Genomic DNA, 16,375 nt, shown 5'->3' on the forward strand with positions numbered 1-16,375 from the left:
TTTTATCCCGCGAAATGAAAAAAGTCTTTCACATACTGTTTCTCCTCCTCTACATCGTGGTTTCCTCAGGGTTTACAACCAGCAGGCATGTATGTAAGGGAAATTCTAGTGAGATCCATGTAGGACTGAAAAAACTTTCTGATCTGGATTGTCCAAAATGTAAGGCCAATAAACAGAAAAATCATAGCGGATGCTGTAAACTGGAAGTGAAAAAGATCTGTAAGGAAGACAATCTTCCGCATTCTTACAAAAATTCTCCGGTTAAGTTTTTATCAGCTTCCATTCCGTATTATACCTTAGGAACTGTATTTGAGCAGGCATCAGCTCTTGATCCTGAAAACCATACCTTCTATTTTGATCCTTCAAAATACCATCTCAATTATCCTTCCCTTTTCATCCTTCATTGCGTTTATAGAATTTAGAATAGATTGAATCATACGATGATCCCGATCGGGACGATTATTTTTCAATTTTTAATTCTAAATATATCCTATGAATTTATCATTCAGAGCACTCATCTTATGGCTGGGCTGCCCTGCCCTATCCTTTGCCCAAATTACGGGTTTAGAGGAAGTATTACTAAGGGCCGAAAAAAATTACCAGTCTATCAAAAAAAAGGAAATCAATATACAGGCATCACAGGAAAGGCTTAAACTTCAAAAGACCTATTATCTTCCGGAAGTTACGGTTATGGCTCAGCAAAACTTTGGAACCATCAACGCCCAAAATGGTCCGATGTACAGTCAGGGTGGCCTTGGAGCAGCCTCTACCTCTATGCCATTGGCAGAACAAAACTGGAATGCAGCATTCGGAAGTTTATATCTGGCCAACATCAACTGGAATGTCTATACTTTCGGAAAACTTAAATCCAAAGAAAATGTAGAAACAGCTGACATAGAACTTCAGAAAGCAGATCTGAATCAAGAGATTTTTCAGCATCAGATCAAAACAGCTGCCGTTTATTTCAATCTTTTGGTAAGCCAGCGCCTTGAAAATGTACAGCATGAAAATCACAAACGTTCCGAAGTTATCTATACCATTGCCAAAGCAAGAGCAGAAAGCGGTCTCATTCCTGAAGTAGATGCTTCCCTGGCAAAAGCAGAAATGTCCAGTGCACAGACTGCAATCATCAATGCCAACGATCATGTACTGGAATACAATAAAAAGCTCTCAGATCTCTTGGTAGAGAACTTTACAGAATATCAACTGGATCATTATTTCAGCAAAAGTATTCCTTCCTTTGTTCAGGAAAACTCATCTCTTGAAACTCATCCCAGTATCCTTTTTATTAACGGACATCTTAATAAAAGTAAAAAACAGGAGGCTTATTTAACGACAACCAGACTTCCTTCTCTTTCTCTTTTTGGGGTATTTCAGGGACGTGGTTCCGGTTTCGGATGGAATTATGTTCAGGATAATTCTGCTTTTTCACAATCTTATTTAAAAGGAATCGGAGTAGACAGAATGAACTATGTGGTGGGTTTTAACCTCAGCTGGAATCTTACGGATTTTTACAGAAACCAATCCCGAGTGAATGAGCAGAAACTGATGACAAAAGCATTGGATTTTGACTATCAGCAGCTGCAACAGGAACTTAATAATCAACAAAGTCTTTCTGAACTGCAGTATAAAAATGCGTTGGTAAAAGTAGCAGAATCCAAAATTCAGATGGAAGCGGCAACGGAAGCCTTTTATCAGCAGAAAGCATTGTATGAAAATGGGTTGACAACCATTGTAGACTTCACGCAGGCTCTATATCTTCTGAATCGGGCTGAAATCAATTATGAGATTGCCCAAAATAATTCCTGGCAGGCCGTTGTACTCATTGCTGCTTCCCATGGAGATATTTCGCTGATTACAAAAGCAATTACCCACTCACCAAAAATTTAAACATGAATCTTATAAAGTTTGCATTACGCAGACCGATATCTGTAATGGTATTGGTATTGGGTCTGCTGTTTTTTGGAATCAAAGCAGCAAAAGATGTTAAAGTAGATATTCTTCCGGATATGAATCTTCCTGTAGTCTATGTTGCCCATTCTTTCAATGGGTATACACCACAGCAGATGGAAGGATATTTTACTAAAATGTATGTGAATATGCTTTTGTTTACCAACGGAATCAAAAGTATCGAATCTAAAAACACTCAGGGACTTACCCTGATGAAAGTGAATTTCTACGAAGGAACCAACATGGGGGAAGCTATTGCACAGATTAATGCTCTTTCTACCCGGTCACAGGTATTTTTACCTCCCGGAGCACCGCCACCGTTTATTATCCGGTTTGATTCTTCTTCACAGCCTGTAGGACAATTGGTTTTCCGGAGCAATACAAAAACCAATAATGAGCTTCAGGATATTGCTAATTTCAATGCACGTCCTTTTCTGATCGCTATTCCGGGTTTGACGACTGCTCCACCATTTGGAGGAAGCCCACGTACCATAGAAATAAATGTAGATCCTGTAAAACTCCGGGCTCATCATATGTCTCCGGAACAGGTGGTGGAAGCCATAAGCCGTAATAATATTACTTCTCCATCCGGAAATGTGTATATCGGTGAAACCAATTATCTCACACCTACCAATAATACGGTAAAAAAGGTGGAGGAGCTTGGAGATATTCCGCTTTTCAAAGGAACGGCAGACAATGTATATATCCGGGATGTAGCAACGGTAAAAGACGGAGCAGATATTGCCACCGGATATGCATTAATAGACGGCAAGCGTTCGGTTTATATCAATATTGCTAAAGCCAGCAACGCGTCTACCCTGGAAGTAGTCAATAAACTAAAAAAATCCTTACCTAAAATTCAAAGAAATATGCCGGATGATGTCCAGATTTCCTATGAATTTGACCAGTCTGTTTATATTTCAAATGCTTTAAAAAGTCTGGCTGTTGAAGGAGTTCTTGGAGCTTTACTTACTGGTCTTATGGTGATGTTGTTCCTCAATGACCGCAGAGCTGCTCTTATTGTTATCATGACCATTCCTATTTCTATTATTTCTGGGGTATTATTCTTGAAATTATTCGGACAATCCATTAATATCATGTCTTTATCAGGACTCGCACTGGCAATTGGAATTCTGGTAGATGAAAGTACGGTGACTATTGAAAATATCCATCAGCATTTTGCCATGGGTAAAACGCGTGCACAAGCCATATGGGATGCCTGCCAGGAGATTGCCTTTCCTAAATTATTAATTATGCTTTGTATTCTGGCGGTATTCGCGCCAGCCTTTATGATGAGTGGGATTCCGGGATCATTGTTTATGCCTCTGGCTATGGCAATCGGTTTTTCTATGATTGTTTCTTTTGTGCTGTCACAGACTTTTGTTCCGGTAATGGCCAACTGGATGATGAAACATGATCCTAAAACCTGTGAAAATCATAGACCCAACTGGTTTACCAAATTCCGTGACCGCTTCACTGTATTTTTATCTTCACTGATGAAACGTAAGAAGATGATGGTAAGCCTAAGTCTGGCATCTGTGTTATGTCTTGGTACAGGGTTGTATCAGATCACAGGAAAAGATGTACTGCCTGCTGTTAATTCACGACAGTTTCAGGTTCGTATAAAAGCTGCGGAAGGAACCCGTATTGAAGTTACAGAAATAAAGGTCAAAAAGTTTCTGGAACACCTGAAAGGAAAGGTAGGAAAAGACAATATTGCTATTTCTTCAGTCTTTATCGGACAACATCCTTCCACCTTTGCTGTGAGCCCTATCTATCTGTACAATGCAGGGCCACATGAGGCTTTGATACAGGTTGCATTAAAAAAATTCGATGGTAATTCTGATGAACTTAAAGATGAGCTCCGCAAATATTATAAAGAGAAAATGCCGGATCTCCAGATCTCTTTTGAGCCTATTGAACTGACAGAGAAAATTTTGAGTCAGGGCACCAATACCCCAATAGAAATTAGGGTTTCGGGTATGATGAAAAAAATGAACCGTATGTATGCAGAAAAGCTTTTAACCAAGCTGAAAGAAATTGAATATATGCGTGACCAGCAGATTCCTCAGTCTATGAGCTATCCTGCCCTTCAGATCAATATAGACAGAACACGGGCTGCCCAACTGGGACTGGATGCTCAGGATATTGCAAAATCATTGGTAACAGCCACCGCTTCTACCCGATATACCAATAAAAATTTCTGGGTAGGAGGAATGATGGGAATTGCCTATGATGTACAGGTTCAGACTCCTCAAAATATTCTGAACAGCAAAGAGGAACTTGCCAGTCTTCCATTATCTAAAAATTCGGACAGACCTGTTCTAGGAGATGTAGCTACAATTACTCCTTCAAAAGAATTGGGCGAAAGCTATAACCTGGGAACGATGGGGTACACTACCATTACTGCTAATATTCACAAAACTGATCTGGAGCAAGCTTCTAAAGATGTGAAAAAAGCAATTGAATCACTAGGAGAACTTCCCAAAGGAGTTAATATTGAACTTTCAGGAATGTCACCGGTATTGGACGAAACGATGAACAGTCTTTCTTCAGGATTGCTTATTGCTGCAGCAGTTATTTTCCTGATGCTTGCTGCAACTTTTCAGTCTTTCAGAGTGTCTCTGGTTATTCTTACTACCGTTCCGTTCGTGATTGTAGGATCTTTAGCTTTATTAAAAATTACGGGCTCCACCTTAAACCTGCAATCGTATATGGGACTTATTATGTCTGTCGGAGTGTCTATTGCCAATGCTGTTTTATTGATCAGTAATGCAGAGATGATCAGAAAATCGACGGGTAATGCTTCCGAAGCAGGTATTGAAGCTGCCAGACTGCGTATTCGTCCTATTATTATGACCACGCTGGCCATGGCTGCCGGAATGCTTCCTATGGCTATCGGTTTTGGCGAAGGCGGAGATCAGGTATCTCCACTCGGCCGGGCAGTTATCGGAGGACTTATTTTCTCTACATTTTCTGTTCTGGTTATCCTTCCGCTCGTTTTTGGATGGATTCAAAACAACGCAAGCATTATTTCTCCTTCATTAGATCCTGAAGATGAAGAAAGCATTCACTATTCTAATACCCACTCATAATTTTTACATTCAATGAAAAATATTTTATATACAGCCGCAATCTTAAGTTTTCTCGTTATCCCGGTTTCCTGTAATCAGGAAAAAGAGACTCCCAAACCGGAAACTAAACCTATGATGATGAACAGTATGGAAACTGTAATTGTTAAGAAAAGCAACCCTAAAGTTGACCTGAAACTTCCTGGTGAACTCGTTCCGGATCAGGAGACGGCATTATTTGCCAAGGTGCAGAGCTATGTTAAGAAAATCAATGTTGATATTGGTTCTTACGTAAGTGCCGGACAGGTTTTGATGATTCTTGAAGCTCCGGAAATACAATCGCAGGCTGCCAGTGCAAAAGCAAAATGGCAGGCACAGGAAGCCATATACACTTCAACAAAATCTAGCTATGAAAGAATGTACAGAGCCAACGAAACGAGAGGAGCTATTGCAAAAGACGCACTTGATCAGATTACCGCAAGAAAACTGTCTGATCAGGCACAGCTCAACGCTGCAAAGTCGGCCTACCACGAATTGCAGGATATCAACCGCTATCTGGTTATCCGTGCTCCTTTCAGCGGGGTCATTACGGAAAGAAATGTAGATTTAGGTGCTTATGTAGGACCTATGGGTGGAGCTCCGCTTTTGGTAGTTCAGAATACTTCAAAGCTTCGGCTCAGTTTATCCGTTCCTGAAGCCAATGTTCCTTACCTCAGTGTAGGAGATACGGTTTCATTCAGGGTCAATGCTCTTCCTGAAAAGAGTTTTAAAGCAAGGATATCCAGAAAATCAGGTTCTTTAGACTTAAAACTGCGTTCGGAAAAAATAGAAGCCGATTTTATCAATCATTCCAAAGAATTGAAACCTTTCATGATTGCTGAATCCACTATTCCTTTACAGAATAATGAGGCTACATTTTTTATTCCCCGATCTGCCTTAGTGGAAAGCAATATGGGAATTTATATCATTAAAAAAGAAAATGGAAAAGCCAGATTTGTCCCTGTAAAAAAAGGAAGAATACTGAATGACACTATTGAAGTCTTCGGCGAGCTGTCAGAAGGTGACGCTATTATTAAAAAGGGAAATGAAGAGATTTTAGAAGGAAGTTTAATTAAATAATATCAACAATGACAATAGTAATCAGAAACGTATTCATTATTATTTTCAGTGCCGTTGCGCTGTCTGCATGCACTCAGGAAAAATCTAAGAAAGTTAATGTGGAGCAGCCAACAATGGCTCAACAAATGAAGCCGGAAACTTCCGGAAAGTTTGCAAAAGGGGACAGAGTTCCCAATGAAACGGTATGCATGGTTAATAATGCCTACATGGGTAAAAAACAAATAGAGGTTCCTCATGCCGGCAAAATGTATTACGGCTGCTGCGAAATGTGTGTAGGAAGGATTCCCAAGGATAAAACAGCCAGAGAAGCCATAGATCCATTCAGTGGAAAAACAATAGACAAAGCAGGTGCTTATATTGTTATGATCAGTGACGAAGGTGAAGTAGCTTATTTTGAAAATGAAGAGAACTATAAGAGATTTTTAGCACAGCATTCATAGTTATATTTTCCTGATTATTGTTTTTAATAATCAGAACCCTCGCAGGCTTACAATCTGCGGGGGTTTGTTATTATCATTTCTTTCAACAAAAAAAGACAGGCTTTAAAAAACCTGTCTTTTAAAAATATCTCAGATATAATTTTACTCTACGTTGATTACCTTTTCGATTTCCGGAGCATGTTGCTTAATTGTATTTTCAACACCTAGCTTTAAGGTTGAAAAATTCAATGAGCACCCGGAACAGTTACCTAAAAGTTTCACAAACACCTGATTATCTTTCACATCAATAAGCTCAATATCACCACCGTCTTTATTCAAAAACGGTCTGATGCTTTCCAGAGCTTCCATTACTCTTGTTACGGTATCTTCGTGCGTTATGTTTGTTTCCATATTTTTCAGTTCAATTTGGTTCTTTCAAGTATATTGAAAGCTATTATTATTTTGCTTTTGGCGAACATCCGGCCATTGTTGAAATCTTCACGGCTTCGGTAGGAGGAAGATTTTTATTCCTTTCCACCAAGCTTTCTACCATTTTTCTGGCAGTTTCTGTATAGATATCTGCAATTTTAGATCCATCCTGAAGCGCTGCCGGTCTCCCTACATCTCCTGCTTCTCTGATGCTTTGGATCAAAGGAATCTCTCCCAATACAGGAATTCCAAGATCTTCAGCTAAATATTGTGCTCCCTGGTTCCCAAAGATATAATATTTATTGTCAGGAAGTTCTTCCGGTGTAAAATATGCCATATTTTCGATCAATCCCAGAACCGGAATATTGATGCTTTCCATCTGGAACATAGCAATTCCTTTTCTTACGTCTGCCAATGCAACATGCTGAGGTGTACTTACAATCACCGCACCAGTTACCGGTACTTCCTGAATAATTGACAAGTGAATATCACCTGTTCCCGGAGGAAGATCGATTAATAAGAAATCCAATTCTCCCCATGCCGCATCTCTGATCATCTGGTTCAAAGCTTTTGAAGCCATAGGACCTCTCCATACTACAGCCTGATTCGCTCCTGAGAAATATCCTATTGAAAGCATTTTCACGCCATAATTCTCAACAGGTTTCATCATACTCTTTCCATTTACTTCTACAGAAATAGGTTTTTCACCTTCTGTATCAAACATGGTAGGAACTGAAGGACCATAGATATCAGCATCTAATAATCCTACTTTAAAGCCCATTTTAGCTAGGGTTACTGCCATATTTGCAGAAACTGTAGATTTCCCTACCCCTCCTTTACCGGAAGCAATAGCGATAATATTTTGAATTCCAGGAATTTGTTTTCCTTTGATCTGACTTTGCTGAATTTCACTAGGCTCCGGAGAAACGATTTTAAGTTTTAAATGAACCTCTTCTCCAAACTCACTGGCAAAAGCCTGTTTCATTGCTGCCTCCAGTTTTTTCTTTTCGTGCATTGCAGGCGAATGAGCGGTCATGTCAATATAAACATCGTTACCCATAATCTGAAGATTATTCACCAAATCGTCTACTTCTATTTCTTTAAGGAAATCCTGAACCTTTTCTTTCGTCAACATATAAATATAAATTGTTTACAAATTTACGGATTTTTTCGGTAATTTAGAATCAATAAAATCTATAATATCAGGTGATAAATCAGATCGTTAAAAATTTCTTATTTCTGTTTTTTTATCCTGACAATACACCGAAGCCCAGAAAACAATTGATATGAAAACAACTTCTTATCCTTCTAAATATGCACAGCCAAAAGGAATTTTCACTGTCGGAAAAACAAAATTCAAATGGTATAATCTGGCAAATGATCCCACAGAAGTTTCTTCACAGGACATTGAGCATGCCCGGAAGTGTATTGAAAATGCTGAAGAAAACTTTAAAAATATTCATGATCTGGGATTCGTTATCATGCACCGCTGCGGAAATCAATATCTTCTGTTAGTGTGTACGTGGCGAAGTGAAAATGAATTATGGGAAAGTGTATACTATGACGGTTCCGGAAAATTTGAAATATGGGACAGGAACAAAACCCACCTCCCTACTTATTGTGTTTGGGAAATGGGCATTGTCTATCATGAATCTCAGTCCTGGAAAAAATATCTGGGTTCGGAAAGGGAAGAAATAAACACAGAAGAATATCTGAATGACTTCTTTGAAGGAGAAGTGTAGAAATTTTCTGTCTTGTCATTGACTATGTCGAATTTTCGATTTCTGACGAATGAAAAATCTCAGAAAAAGAAGAGATTCTTCATTCCACTTCGTTTCATTCAGAATGACATGTATCAAAAAATAATTTAAATCCAGAGTATTAGTTAGCTCTGTTTTTTTCATCAAATTTCACATTACGGTCAGTTCCTTTTACTTTTTTATTTCCAAAAGTATAAGTTGCAGATACAGTAAGTCTTCGGGCATCGTAATAATTATTGAAAGAATGAGTTCCTGTAGTATAATAAATCTGTCCTAAGCTTTTTGACTCTTTAAAAATATCAGAAACCAACACATTAATCTGTAAATTTTTCTCCATGAAATTCATCTTCATTCCGGCAGTCAAGTTCCCCAGATACTCCCAATGTACCATTCCAAAATTGGAAGGGAGACGAAACCAGTAATTAAGAATAAACTGAATGGTTTTATTTTTATTGAGTGACAGATTGTTCTGAAGATTGAAATCATAGCCCAGACCCTTTCTGGAAGCAGCATCTGTAGCAAAAACCTGTGTCTTCATATAAGAAAGATCTGCAGAATAATTGGCTTCCCATTTCTTGAAAAATGTGTCAGAATAGTTCAGGGTAACTCCTATACTATTTTGAGTATAAAAATTGGCAAAAGTACTGATCCTGTTTTCTCCATCAAGATTCACAATCTGTCCAAAACCGTCTAATGTTCTCTGAAAGTACGTTGAAGCAGATAATTTTCCTTTATACACATAAGAGAATTCAAAATTATGGTTGAAAGAAGGCTTCAGAAAAGGATTTCCGGTAAAATAAGAGTTGATGTTGATATACCATCGGTATGGATTGATCGCACGGAATCCGGGTCTTTCGATTCTTTTGGAATAACTCAGGTTGAAGGTATGATTTTCATTGCTTTTATAACTGATATAAGCCGTTGGAAAAAATTTTCCGTAAGAATTCTCAGTCTGCTGTCCGGAAGTTAAAGAGTTTCCGTTGACCACAGAATATTCGTAACGTAAACCTGCTTTTGCAGACCATTTTTCATTGAATGCTTTTTCAAAACTGATATAAGCGGCATAATTTTTCTCATTATACTCAAAATCATTGCTTTTCAATGGATCTGTGATATATTGCCCATTCGTCAAGTTCTGATAAAATATACTGGAATTATTATCAAAATTGGTGAATTTCACCCCAGCTTCTGTCTTTGCAAACTGATAAGGTAATATAAGATCCGCCTGTCCGGAATAAATTTTATAATCCACCATAGAAGGTGATTTTACCACAAATTCATCACCCGAACTCTCTGTAGTGGTAAAATCAATAGTTGTTTCCGGCGTATTGGAAAAATAATTTCCTGTGATACTCAATTTATGATCCTGCTTCCCGAATTTCAGGTCATAATAAGCGCTGGCGGTATGTTGTCTTCCTGTGGCTCTGTGCTCTGCATCGGTAAGGAGTGTATTTGTATAATTACCATTCTGGAAATAGTTTGAAGTATTCCTGATATCCATATTGGAATGCCCGAATCCGAAATCATAAATAAATCCGACATTCGATTTTCCTCCCAACTGATAATCAAGACTTACGTTTGCACCAAGCCCATCTCCGAAATCTCTTCTGTTGTCATTGCTTTTAAGACCGTCTGCTCCTTCTATCCAATAATTTTCATAGGAATGTTTTTCATTTTTATTTTGTCTTAGTTTTATTGAAGTACGTAGTTTTTCATTCTGATAATTTACCGTTATGCTGTTTGAATTTCCGGTATAGGTCTGTTGCTGAAGGCTGGAAGTTAAACTTCCACTCCACCCGAGATTCTGGTTTTTCTTTAAAACAATATTGATTAACCCACTGTTTCCCTGTGCCTCATATTTGGCTGGAGGAGCTGTAATGACTTCAATTTTTTCAATATTTTCAGATCTGAGACTTTTCAGATAAACAACCAGTTCAGCATCTGACAAATTCAGAATTCTGTCGTTAATCATTACTGCTACTTTACTCTTCCCAACAATGGAAACTCCTGAGTTATCATCTACTTTTACCAGAGGAGTTGTCGCCAGAGCATCAGCTCCGTCCATTCCTTGTGAAGCAACAGAATTGGAAACATTAAAAACAAGTCTGTCTGCTTTTCTCTCAATCAGTTTTTTTCTGGCAGTAAGCGTAACGTCTTCTATTTGTTTTTCTTTTCTTATTTCAACAAAAAAATCCTGTTTCACAGCTCCGTTTATAACAATATCTTTATTGGATATTTCTATACCATCCTGGATAAGTTTAATATTATAGTTCCCGTTTTCTGAAAGCTTCAGTGAGTAATTTCCTTTTTCGTCTGAAATAGCAGTCTGCTTCTTCTGATCCCTTATTGCAATAACTTCTACGTAAGGAACACCATTTCCGGTTTGGGTAATCTTCCCTGCTATACTTTGGGCGAATACAGCTACGGGCGACAGCATGATCACAGCAAATAATGTCTTCTTCATGAATTATATCGTTTTTAATAAGACAAACCGTAATTGTCTTTTATTACATCACTTTTACTGTTTTTCAATATCTTCGCTTCATAAAATCAGAACATGAAAAAAGGGCTTATTGCATTTTCCATATGTATTACTCAGGTCATTTCGGCACAGAATTATTCACAATATGTCAATCCATTTATAGGAACCGGAGGCCATGGCCACACTTTTCCGGGGGCCATTGTTCCTTTTGGGATGGTACAGCTTTCTCCGGATACAAGAATTGACGGAAGCTGGGACGGATGCAGCGGATATCATTATTCGGATTCCGTGATCTATGGTTTTTCTCATACCCACCTGAACGGCACCGGAGTTTCGGATTATGGAGATATTATGCTCATGCCCACCATGGGAAATCCAAGTCTGAACAGTAAAGATTATTCTTCAAAATTTTCTCATAAAAATGAAAAGGCAACAGCAGGATTCTATGCTGTCAAATTAGACAAAAACAATATTGATGTTCGTCTTACCACTACCAAAAGAGTGGGCTACCATGAATATACTTTCAACAATGCAGGGAATGCGAATATTATTTTAGACCTCAACCATAGAGACAAACTTCTGGAAGGCGAAGTAAAAATCATTGATGACAAAACCATTGAAGTATTCAGAAGAAGTGAAGCATGGGCAATCAACCAATACATCTACGCCAGAATTGAGTTTTCAAAACCCATGAAAATTTCAAAAAAAGAGGCCAACGGAAAACAGGAAAACAATCTTTTTACCGGAACAAAACTTGCGCTGGCATTTTCAATCAGTGTTAAAAAAGGAGAAAAGATTAATGTAAAAGTGTCCCTTTCTCCCACAGGCTATGAAGGTGCAGGAAAAAACATGTTGGCAGAAGGACAACCGAAGGATTTTGAACTCGTAAAAAAACAGGCAGAAACCGATTGGAACAAAGAACTTTCAAAAATTGAAGTAAAGTCTGATGATAAAGACAAATTAGCCGTTTTTTATACCGCTTTGTATCATGTTTTCACACAACCCAACATCAATATGGATGTTGACGGAAAATACCGGGGCAGAGACAATAAGCTTTATAACACCAGTGGTTTTGATTATTATACCGTATTCTCCCTTTGGGATACCTTCAGAGGAGCTCATCCGTTAATGACTTTAATTGACAGAAAAAGAACTGCAGATTTTATCAATACCTTCATCAAACAATACGAACAGGGAGGAAAACTTCCGGTATGGGAACTGGCTTCCAATGAAACAGAATGTATGATTGGCTATCACTCTGTTTCTGTCATTGCAGATGCTATGGCTAAAGGTATTCAGGGCTTTGATTATGAAAAAGCTTTTCGGGCTGCCAAAGGTTCAGCCATGCAGGATATTTTCGGGTTGAATGCTTACAAGCAGAATAATTATATCAGTATAGACGATGAGCATGAAAGTGTTTCCAAAACCGTAGAATATGCCTATGACGACTGGTGTATTGCTCAAATGGCAAAGATTTTAGGCAAAAAAGAAGAGTATCAGAAGTTCATGAAACGTTCTCAAAACTGGAAAAATCTTTACAATCCTCAAACAGGTTTCATGCAGCCAAGAAAGAATGGAAACTGGTATGAGCCTTTTGATCCAAGAGAAGTCAACAATAATTATACGGAAGGAAATTCGTGGCATTATTCTTATTCCGTACAGCAGGATATTCCGGGACTGATTGCCGCGCATGGCGGAAAAGAAAAATTCGAACAGTTCATTGATGCCATCTTTACCGCTCCTGATAAAACAACAGGTAGAGAACAGGTAGACATTACAGGATTAATGGGACAGTATGCTCAGGGAAATGAACCGAGCCATCATATTGCTTACCTGTATAATTTCGTAGACAAACCTGAAAAAACAGATGCTAAAATAAAATATATCCTTGATCATTTTTATAAAAATACACCTGACGGATTGATTGGAAATGAAGACTGCGGCCAGATGAGTGCCTGGTATATTTTAAGTTCTATGGGAATTTATTCTGTAACTCCAGGATTACCGGAATGGGAAACTACCACTCCTTATTTTGATGAAATTAAAATTCATCTTGAAGACGGAACCACAAGAACCACTACTAAAAATACAGGCAGAGCTGAACTTAAAAAATTAGGGTTTGAAAATGTAAAACCGACTAAAGATTTTAAATATACTGAACAAACAGCCTCTCCGGTAATTGCTGCCGACAGAATCTTTGATTTCTCTACCAAGGTGGAAATCACTCCACTGAACCCGAGTGACAAGGTATATTATATGACGATGGATGAAAGTGACAGCAATAAAAGAAAGACTTTCAGTACTTACAAAGGTCCATTCTCCATCACCAAAACCACTCAGGTAATGGCTTATGCTGAAAGAAACGGTGAAAAAAGTTCTGTTACTACAGCCAGCTTCAACAGAAGACCTAATTATTGGGATATTAATATTCTTTCAAAAGTTACTCCGCAATATAGCGCCACCGGAAACCTGGCTCTTATTGATGGAATCAGAGGGGATGTCAACTGGAGAAAAGGAGAATGGCATGGATATCAGGGGCAGAATTTTGAAGCAGTTATTGATTTCAAATCCCCTCAGCACATTAAATCATTATCTTCCACCTACCTTCAGGACAGCAGAGCCTGGATTCTGATGCCTAAAAAAGTGGAATACTACGCCTCTATGAACGGAAAAGATTTTATCCTTCTTCAAACCGTAGAAAATGATATTGATCCTAAAGATGAAAAGGTACAGGTCAAAGACTTTTCTGTCAGCATTCTTCCTACTGAAGCCCGATACCTCAAAGTAAAAGCTTACTATTTCGGAAAACTTCCGGAATGGCATCAGGGCGCTGGAGGTGATGCTTATATTTTCATTGATGAGATTGGTATAAAGTAAGGAAGATGGAAGAGTGAAGATGGAAGTTTCTATTTGACGAATTACTTCTTGCACTCTATTTTTTAGAGAATTTAATTCTCAAAAATTTAATAAAATAGACGCGTGTTAATATCTAGACTTTCAGAAACTTCCTTCTTCCAACATCCAGCTTCCAGCAATAAAAACCGCCCTTCGAAAATATTCGAAGGGCAGTTTTTATCAATTCATTCTTTCCGACCATTGCAGGACTTCCGGAAGTTCCATATCAGAAAATTCAATGTGAATCACTCTCCTTTTCTTTCCGTTGGTTGTTCGGTTGGAACCATGAAGCGTTAAAGGTTTCATGATCATAATTCCTCCTTTTTCAACGTTACAGATTTCTTCTGTTTCAATGGTCCAGTCGATGGTTTCCGGTCTGTAAATACCTTTTGCATGAGATTTTGGAACTACTTTCAGCGCTCCGTTATTTTCATCGGTATCATCCAGATGGATTCTGATGGTATAAATATTTTCCAAGACAGCCAGTGGAGGCTGTACCGCAAACTGATTTTGTTTGGTTGTCCATGGACCGAAGTTAGCTAGCTCTAGTTTTTTATCTACAGAAATAGTCAGATCCTGATGATAGGCTACATACCAGTTGGAGGTTTCAGGTTTATCAAAATAAATACTTTTTACCACAAAATATTTTTCTCCGAAGATCTTCCTCACCACTTTCTGAATATTGTCATTCAAAACAAGGTCTTTGATTTTCGGAACTTCTTTTAAAAACTGTCTTATGGCAAAGAGGTCTTCAGACTTTCTGAAATTTTCTTTGGAAGTGTCTATATTTCTCAGAACAAGATTGATATCCTCTAACTCTTTCTGTGAAAACACGTTATTGATAACAGCAAAGCCATATTCTTCAATATGGCTTTTATGATTTTCTAAGTTATTTAAACTCATTGATATTTAAATTTTGTCTAACGGCTCAGTCAATTGCCCTTCCCATTTAGAAACTGCTGTAGTTGCCAGTGTATTTCCTAATACGTTTGTCATACTTCTACCCATATCACAGAAATGGTCAATTGGTAGAATTAAAGCAATTCCTTCCGGCGGGATACCGAACATTGAACATGTTGCCACAATAATTACCAGAGATGCCCTCGGAACCCCAGCGATTCCTTTTGAGGTAAGCATTAATACCAAAAGCATCGTGATCTGCTGTCCAAGAGTCATTTCGATTCCGTAGATCTGTGCAATAAAGATTGAAGCAAATGTCATATACATCATACTTCCATCCAGGTTGAATGAATATCCTAATGGTAAAATAAAAGACACTACTCTGCTGTTACACCCGAATTTTTCAAGTTCTTCAACCAATTTCGGGAATACAGCTTCTGAACTTGTAGTAGAGAAAGCAATCAGCAATGGCTCCTTAATTCTTCTTAAAAGATCAAAAAGACGGTTTCCTAAGATGAAATATCCCACTAACAAAAGTACCAGCCAAAGAACGGCTATGGCAAAGAAGAAATCTCTTAAATAAATAGCATATACTTTAAAGATTTCAAAACCATTGGTTGCCACTACCGCAGCAATAGCTCCCAGTACTCCAAGCGGAGCAAACCACATGATGTATCCCACCATTTTAAGAATAGCATGAGCAATGATATCAAAAAGCTTTACTACAGGTTTAGCATATTCTTCTCCTAAATTAGCAAGGGCAACGCCAAACATCACAGCAAATACAACGATCTGCAGTACTTCATTGGTAGCAAAGGCTTCAAATAAACTTTTAGGAATCATATGCTTTACAAAGTCTTCCATAGAAAAACTTTTGCTGCTTTTAAGAAGTTCATCAGCAGAAGCAACATCCTGAATTGGCAATTTTGTAACATGCCCAGGTTCAAGCCAGTTAACAAGGATCAACCCAATGAAAAGGGAAATCAGAGAAGCGGAAATAAACCAAAGCATTGCTTTTGTTCCTACTCTTCCAATCATTTTGATATCACTCATTTTGGCAATTCCCACTACTAATGTCGTAAAAACCAATGGAGCAATAATCATCTGTACCAATCTGATAAAAACCGTTCCCAACAGTTTTATATTCTTGGAAAAAGGTTCTGCACTATCCGGATAGCTTACGTGTACAATACCTCCAATTCCTACTCCCAGAAGAAGTGCAATGATAATTGCTATAAAAAGTTTATTCTGTCCTTTCATATATATAGTTCAATTTGCGCAAATATAATGGTTTTTCAATTGACAGTAGATTTTCTTCTATCAGGATGAATTTTAGATTAAGTTTTTAAT

At 38.1% G+C, this 16,375-nt stretch carries 12 protein-coding genes; 7 read left to right on the top strand and 5 right to left on the bottom strand.

Annotated features, from left to right (window positions below):
• Positions 1-14: 14 nt before the first annotated feature.
• The 5 genes from CQ022_RS09565 (at position 15) to CQ022_RS09585 (ending at position 6,580) form a co-directional block, all read left to right on the top strand.
• Positions 15-422, top strand: a complete 408-nt coding sequence (locus tag CQ022_RS09565; protein WP_105720521.1) for an HYC_CC_PP family protein — start codon at positions 15-17, stop codon at positions 420-422.
• Between the two features lie 70 nt (positions 423-492).
• Positions 493-1,890 (top strand): TolC family protein, encoded by a 1,398-nt coding sequence (locus tag CQ022_RS09570; RefSeq protein ID WP_105681183.1) that lies wholly within the window; start codon positions 493-495, stop codon positions 1,888-1,890.
• Positions 1,891-1,892: 2 nt separating this feature from the next.
• Positions 1,893-5,045, top strand: a complete 3,153-nt coding sequence (locus CQ022_RS09575; RefSeq protein WP_105681184.1) for an efflux RND transporter permease subunit — start codon at positions 1,893-1,895, stop codon at positions 5,043-5,045.
• A 12-nt stretch (positions 5,046-5,057) separates the two neighbouring features.
• Positions 5,058-6,140 carry an efflux RND transporter periplasmic adaptor subunit gene (locus CQ022_RS09580; RefSeq protein WP_105681185.1) on the top strand — a complete coding sequence of 361 codons (1,083 nt, stop codon included), beginning with the start codon at positions 5,058-5,060 and terminating at the stop codon, positions 6,138-6,140.
• A gap of 8 nt (positions 6,141-6,148) precedes the next feature.
• A complete protein-coding gene (locus tag CQ022_RS09585) occupies positions 6,149-6,580 on the top strand; it encodes a hypothetical protein (RefSeq protein WP_105681186.1) in 432 nt (143 codons plus the stop codon).
• 141 nt (positions 6,581-6,721) lie between these two features.
• Here CQ022_RS09585 and CQ022_RS09590 read toward each other — a convergent pair whose 3' ends face one another.
• Together CQ022_RS09590 and CQ022_RS09595 are read right to left on the bottom strand one after the other, a co-directional pair.
• Positions 6,722-6,970 carry a NifU family protein gene (locus CQ022_RS09590; RefSeq protein WP_002977212.1) on the bottom strand — a complete coding sequence of 83 codons (249 nt, stop codon included), beginning with the start codon at positions 6,968-6,970 and terminating at the stop codon, positions 6,722-6,724.
• 46 nt (positions 6,971-7,016) lie between these two features.
• Entirely contained in the window at positions 7,017-8,123 is a 1,107-nt protein-coding gene (locus CQ022_RS09595) for an Mrp/NBP35 family ATP-binding protein (protein WP_105681187.1), read from the bottom strand.
• Between the two features lie 151 nt (positions 8,124-8,274).
• Here CQ022_RS09595 and CQ022_RS09600 point away from each other — a divergent pair, with 151 nt between their 5' ends.
• On the top strand, positions 8,275-8,730 hold the full coding sequence (locus tag CQ022_RS09600; RefSeq protein WP_105681188.1) for a hypothetical protein: 456 nt from the start codon (positions 8,275-8,277) through the stop codon (positions 8,728-8,730).
• 139 nt (positions 8,731-8,869) lie between these two features.
• Here CQ022_RS09600 and CQ022_RS09605 read toward each other — a convergent pair whose 3' ends face one another.
• Positions 8,870-11,212, bottom strand: a complete 2,343-nt coding sequence (locus CQ022_RS09605; protein WP_105681189.1) for a TonB dependent receptor — start codon at positions 11,210-11,212, stop codon at positions 8,870-8,872.
• Between the two features lie 93 nt (positions 11,213-11,305).
• Between CQ022_RS09605 and CQ022_RS09610 the strand changes: the two genes are divergently transcribed.
• A complete protein-coding gene (locus CQ022_RS09610; protein ID WP_105681190.1) occupies positions 11,306-14,107 on the top strand; it encodes a GH92 family glycosyl hydrolase in 2,802 nt (933 codons plus the stop codon).
• 198 nt (positions 14,108-14,305) lie between these two features.
• Here CQ022_RS09610 and CQ022_RS09615 read toward each other — a convergent pair whose 3' ends face one another.
• Both CQ022_RS09615 and CQ022_RS09620 read right to left on the bottom strand, forming a co-directional pair.
• Positions 14,306-15,028 (bottom strand): phytanoyl-CoA dioxygenase family protein, encoded by a 723-nt coding sequence (locus tag CQ022_RS09615; RefSeq protein ID WP_105681191.1) that lies wholly within the window; start codon positions 15,026-15,028, stop codon positions 14,306-14,308.
• A gap of 6 nt (positions 15,029-15,034) precedes the next feature.
• Positions 15,035-16,285, bottom strand: a complete 1,251-nt coding sequence (locus CQ022_RS09620) for a dicarboxylate/amino acid:cation symporter (protein WP_105681192.1) — start codon at positions 16,283-16,285, stop codon at positions 15,035-15,037.
• Positions 16,286-16,375 lie beyond the last annotated feature (90 nt).

It is taken from the genome of Chryseobacterium culicis (assembly GCF_002979755.1).
In the GTDB taxonomy this organism is placed as follows: domain Bacteria; phylum Bacteroidota; class Bacteroidia; order Flavobacteriales; family Weeksellaceae; genus Chryseobacterium; species Chryseobacterium culicis_A.

Excerpts from the sequence above, each read along its gene's own strand:
- CQ022_RS09565 (WP_105720521.1), top strand. The coding sequence starts at position 15 with ATGAAAAAAGTCTTTCACATACTGTTTCTCCTCCTCTACATCGTGGTT.
- CQ022_RS09570 (WP_105681183.1), top strand. The coding sequence starts at position 493 with ATGAATTTATCATTCAGAGCACTCATCTTATGGCTGGGCTGCCCTGCC.
- CQ022_RS09575 (WP_105681184.1), top strand. The coding sequence starts at position 1,893 with ATGAATCTTATAAAGTTTGCATTACGCAGACCGATATCTGTAATGGTA.
- CQ022_RS09580 (WP_105681185.1), top strand. The coding sequence starts at position 5,058 with ATGAAAAATATTTTATATACAGCCGCAATCTTAAGTTTTCTCGTTATC.
- CQ022_RS09585 (WP_105681186.1), top strand. The coding sequence starts at position 6,149 with ATGACAATAGTAATCAGAAACGTATTCATTATTATTTTCAGTGCCGTT.
- CQ022_RS09590 (WP_002977212.1), bottom strand. The coding sequence starts at position 6,970 with ATGGAAACAAACATAACGCACGAAGATACCGTAACAAGAGTAATGGAA.
- CQ022_RS09595 (WP_105681187.1), bottom strand. The coding sequence starts at position 8,123 with ATGTTGACGAAAGAAAAGGTTCAGGATTTCCTTAAAGAAATAGAAGTA.
- CQ022_RS09600 (WP_105681188.1), top strand. The coding sequence starts at position 8,275 with ATGAAAACAACTTCTTATCCTTCTAAATATGCACAGCCAAAAGGAATT.
- CQ022_RS09605 (WP_105681189.1), bottom strand. The coding sequence starts at position 11,212 with ATGAAGAAGACATTATTTGCTGTGATCATGCTGTCGCCCGTAGCTGTA.
- CQ022_RS09610 (WP_105681190.1), top strand. The coding sequence starts at position 11,306 with ATGAAAAAAGGGCTTATTGCATTTTCCATATGTATTACTCAGGTCATT.
- CQ022_RS09615 (WP_105681191.1), bottom strand. The coding sequence starts at position 15,028 with ATGAGTTTAAATAACTTAGAAAATCATAAAAGCCATATTGAAGAATAT.
- CQ022_RS09620 (WP_105681192.1), bottom strand. The coding sequence starts at position 16,285 with ATGAAAGGACAGAATAAACTTTTTATAGCAATTATCATTGCACTTCTT.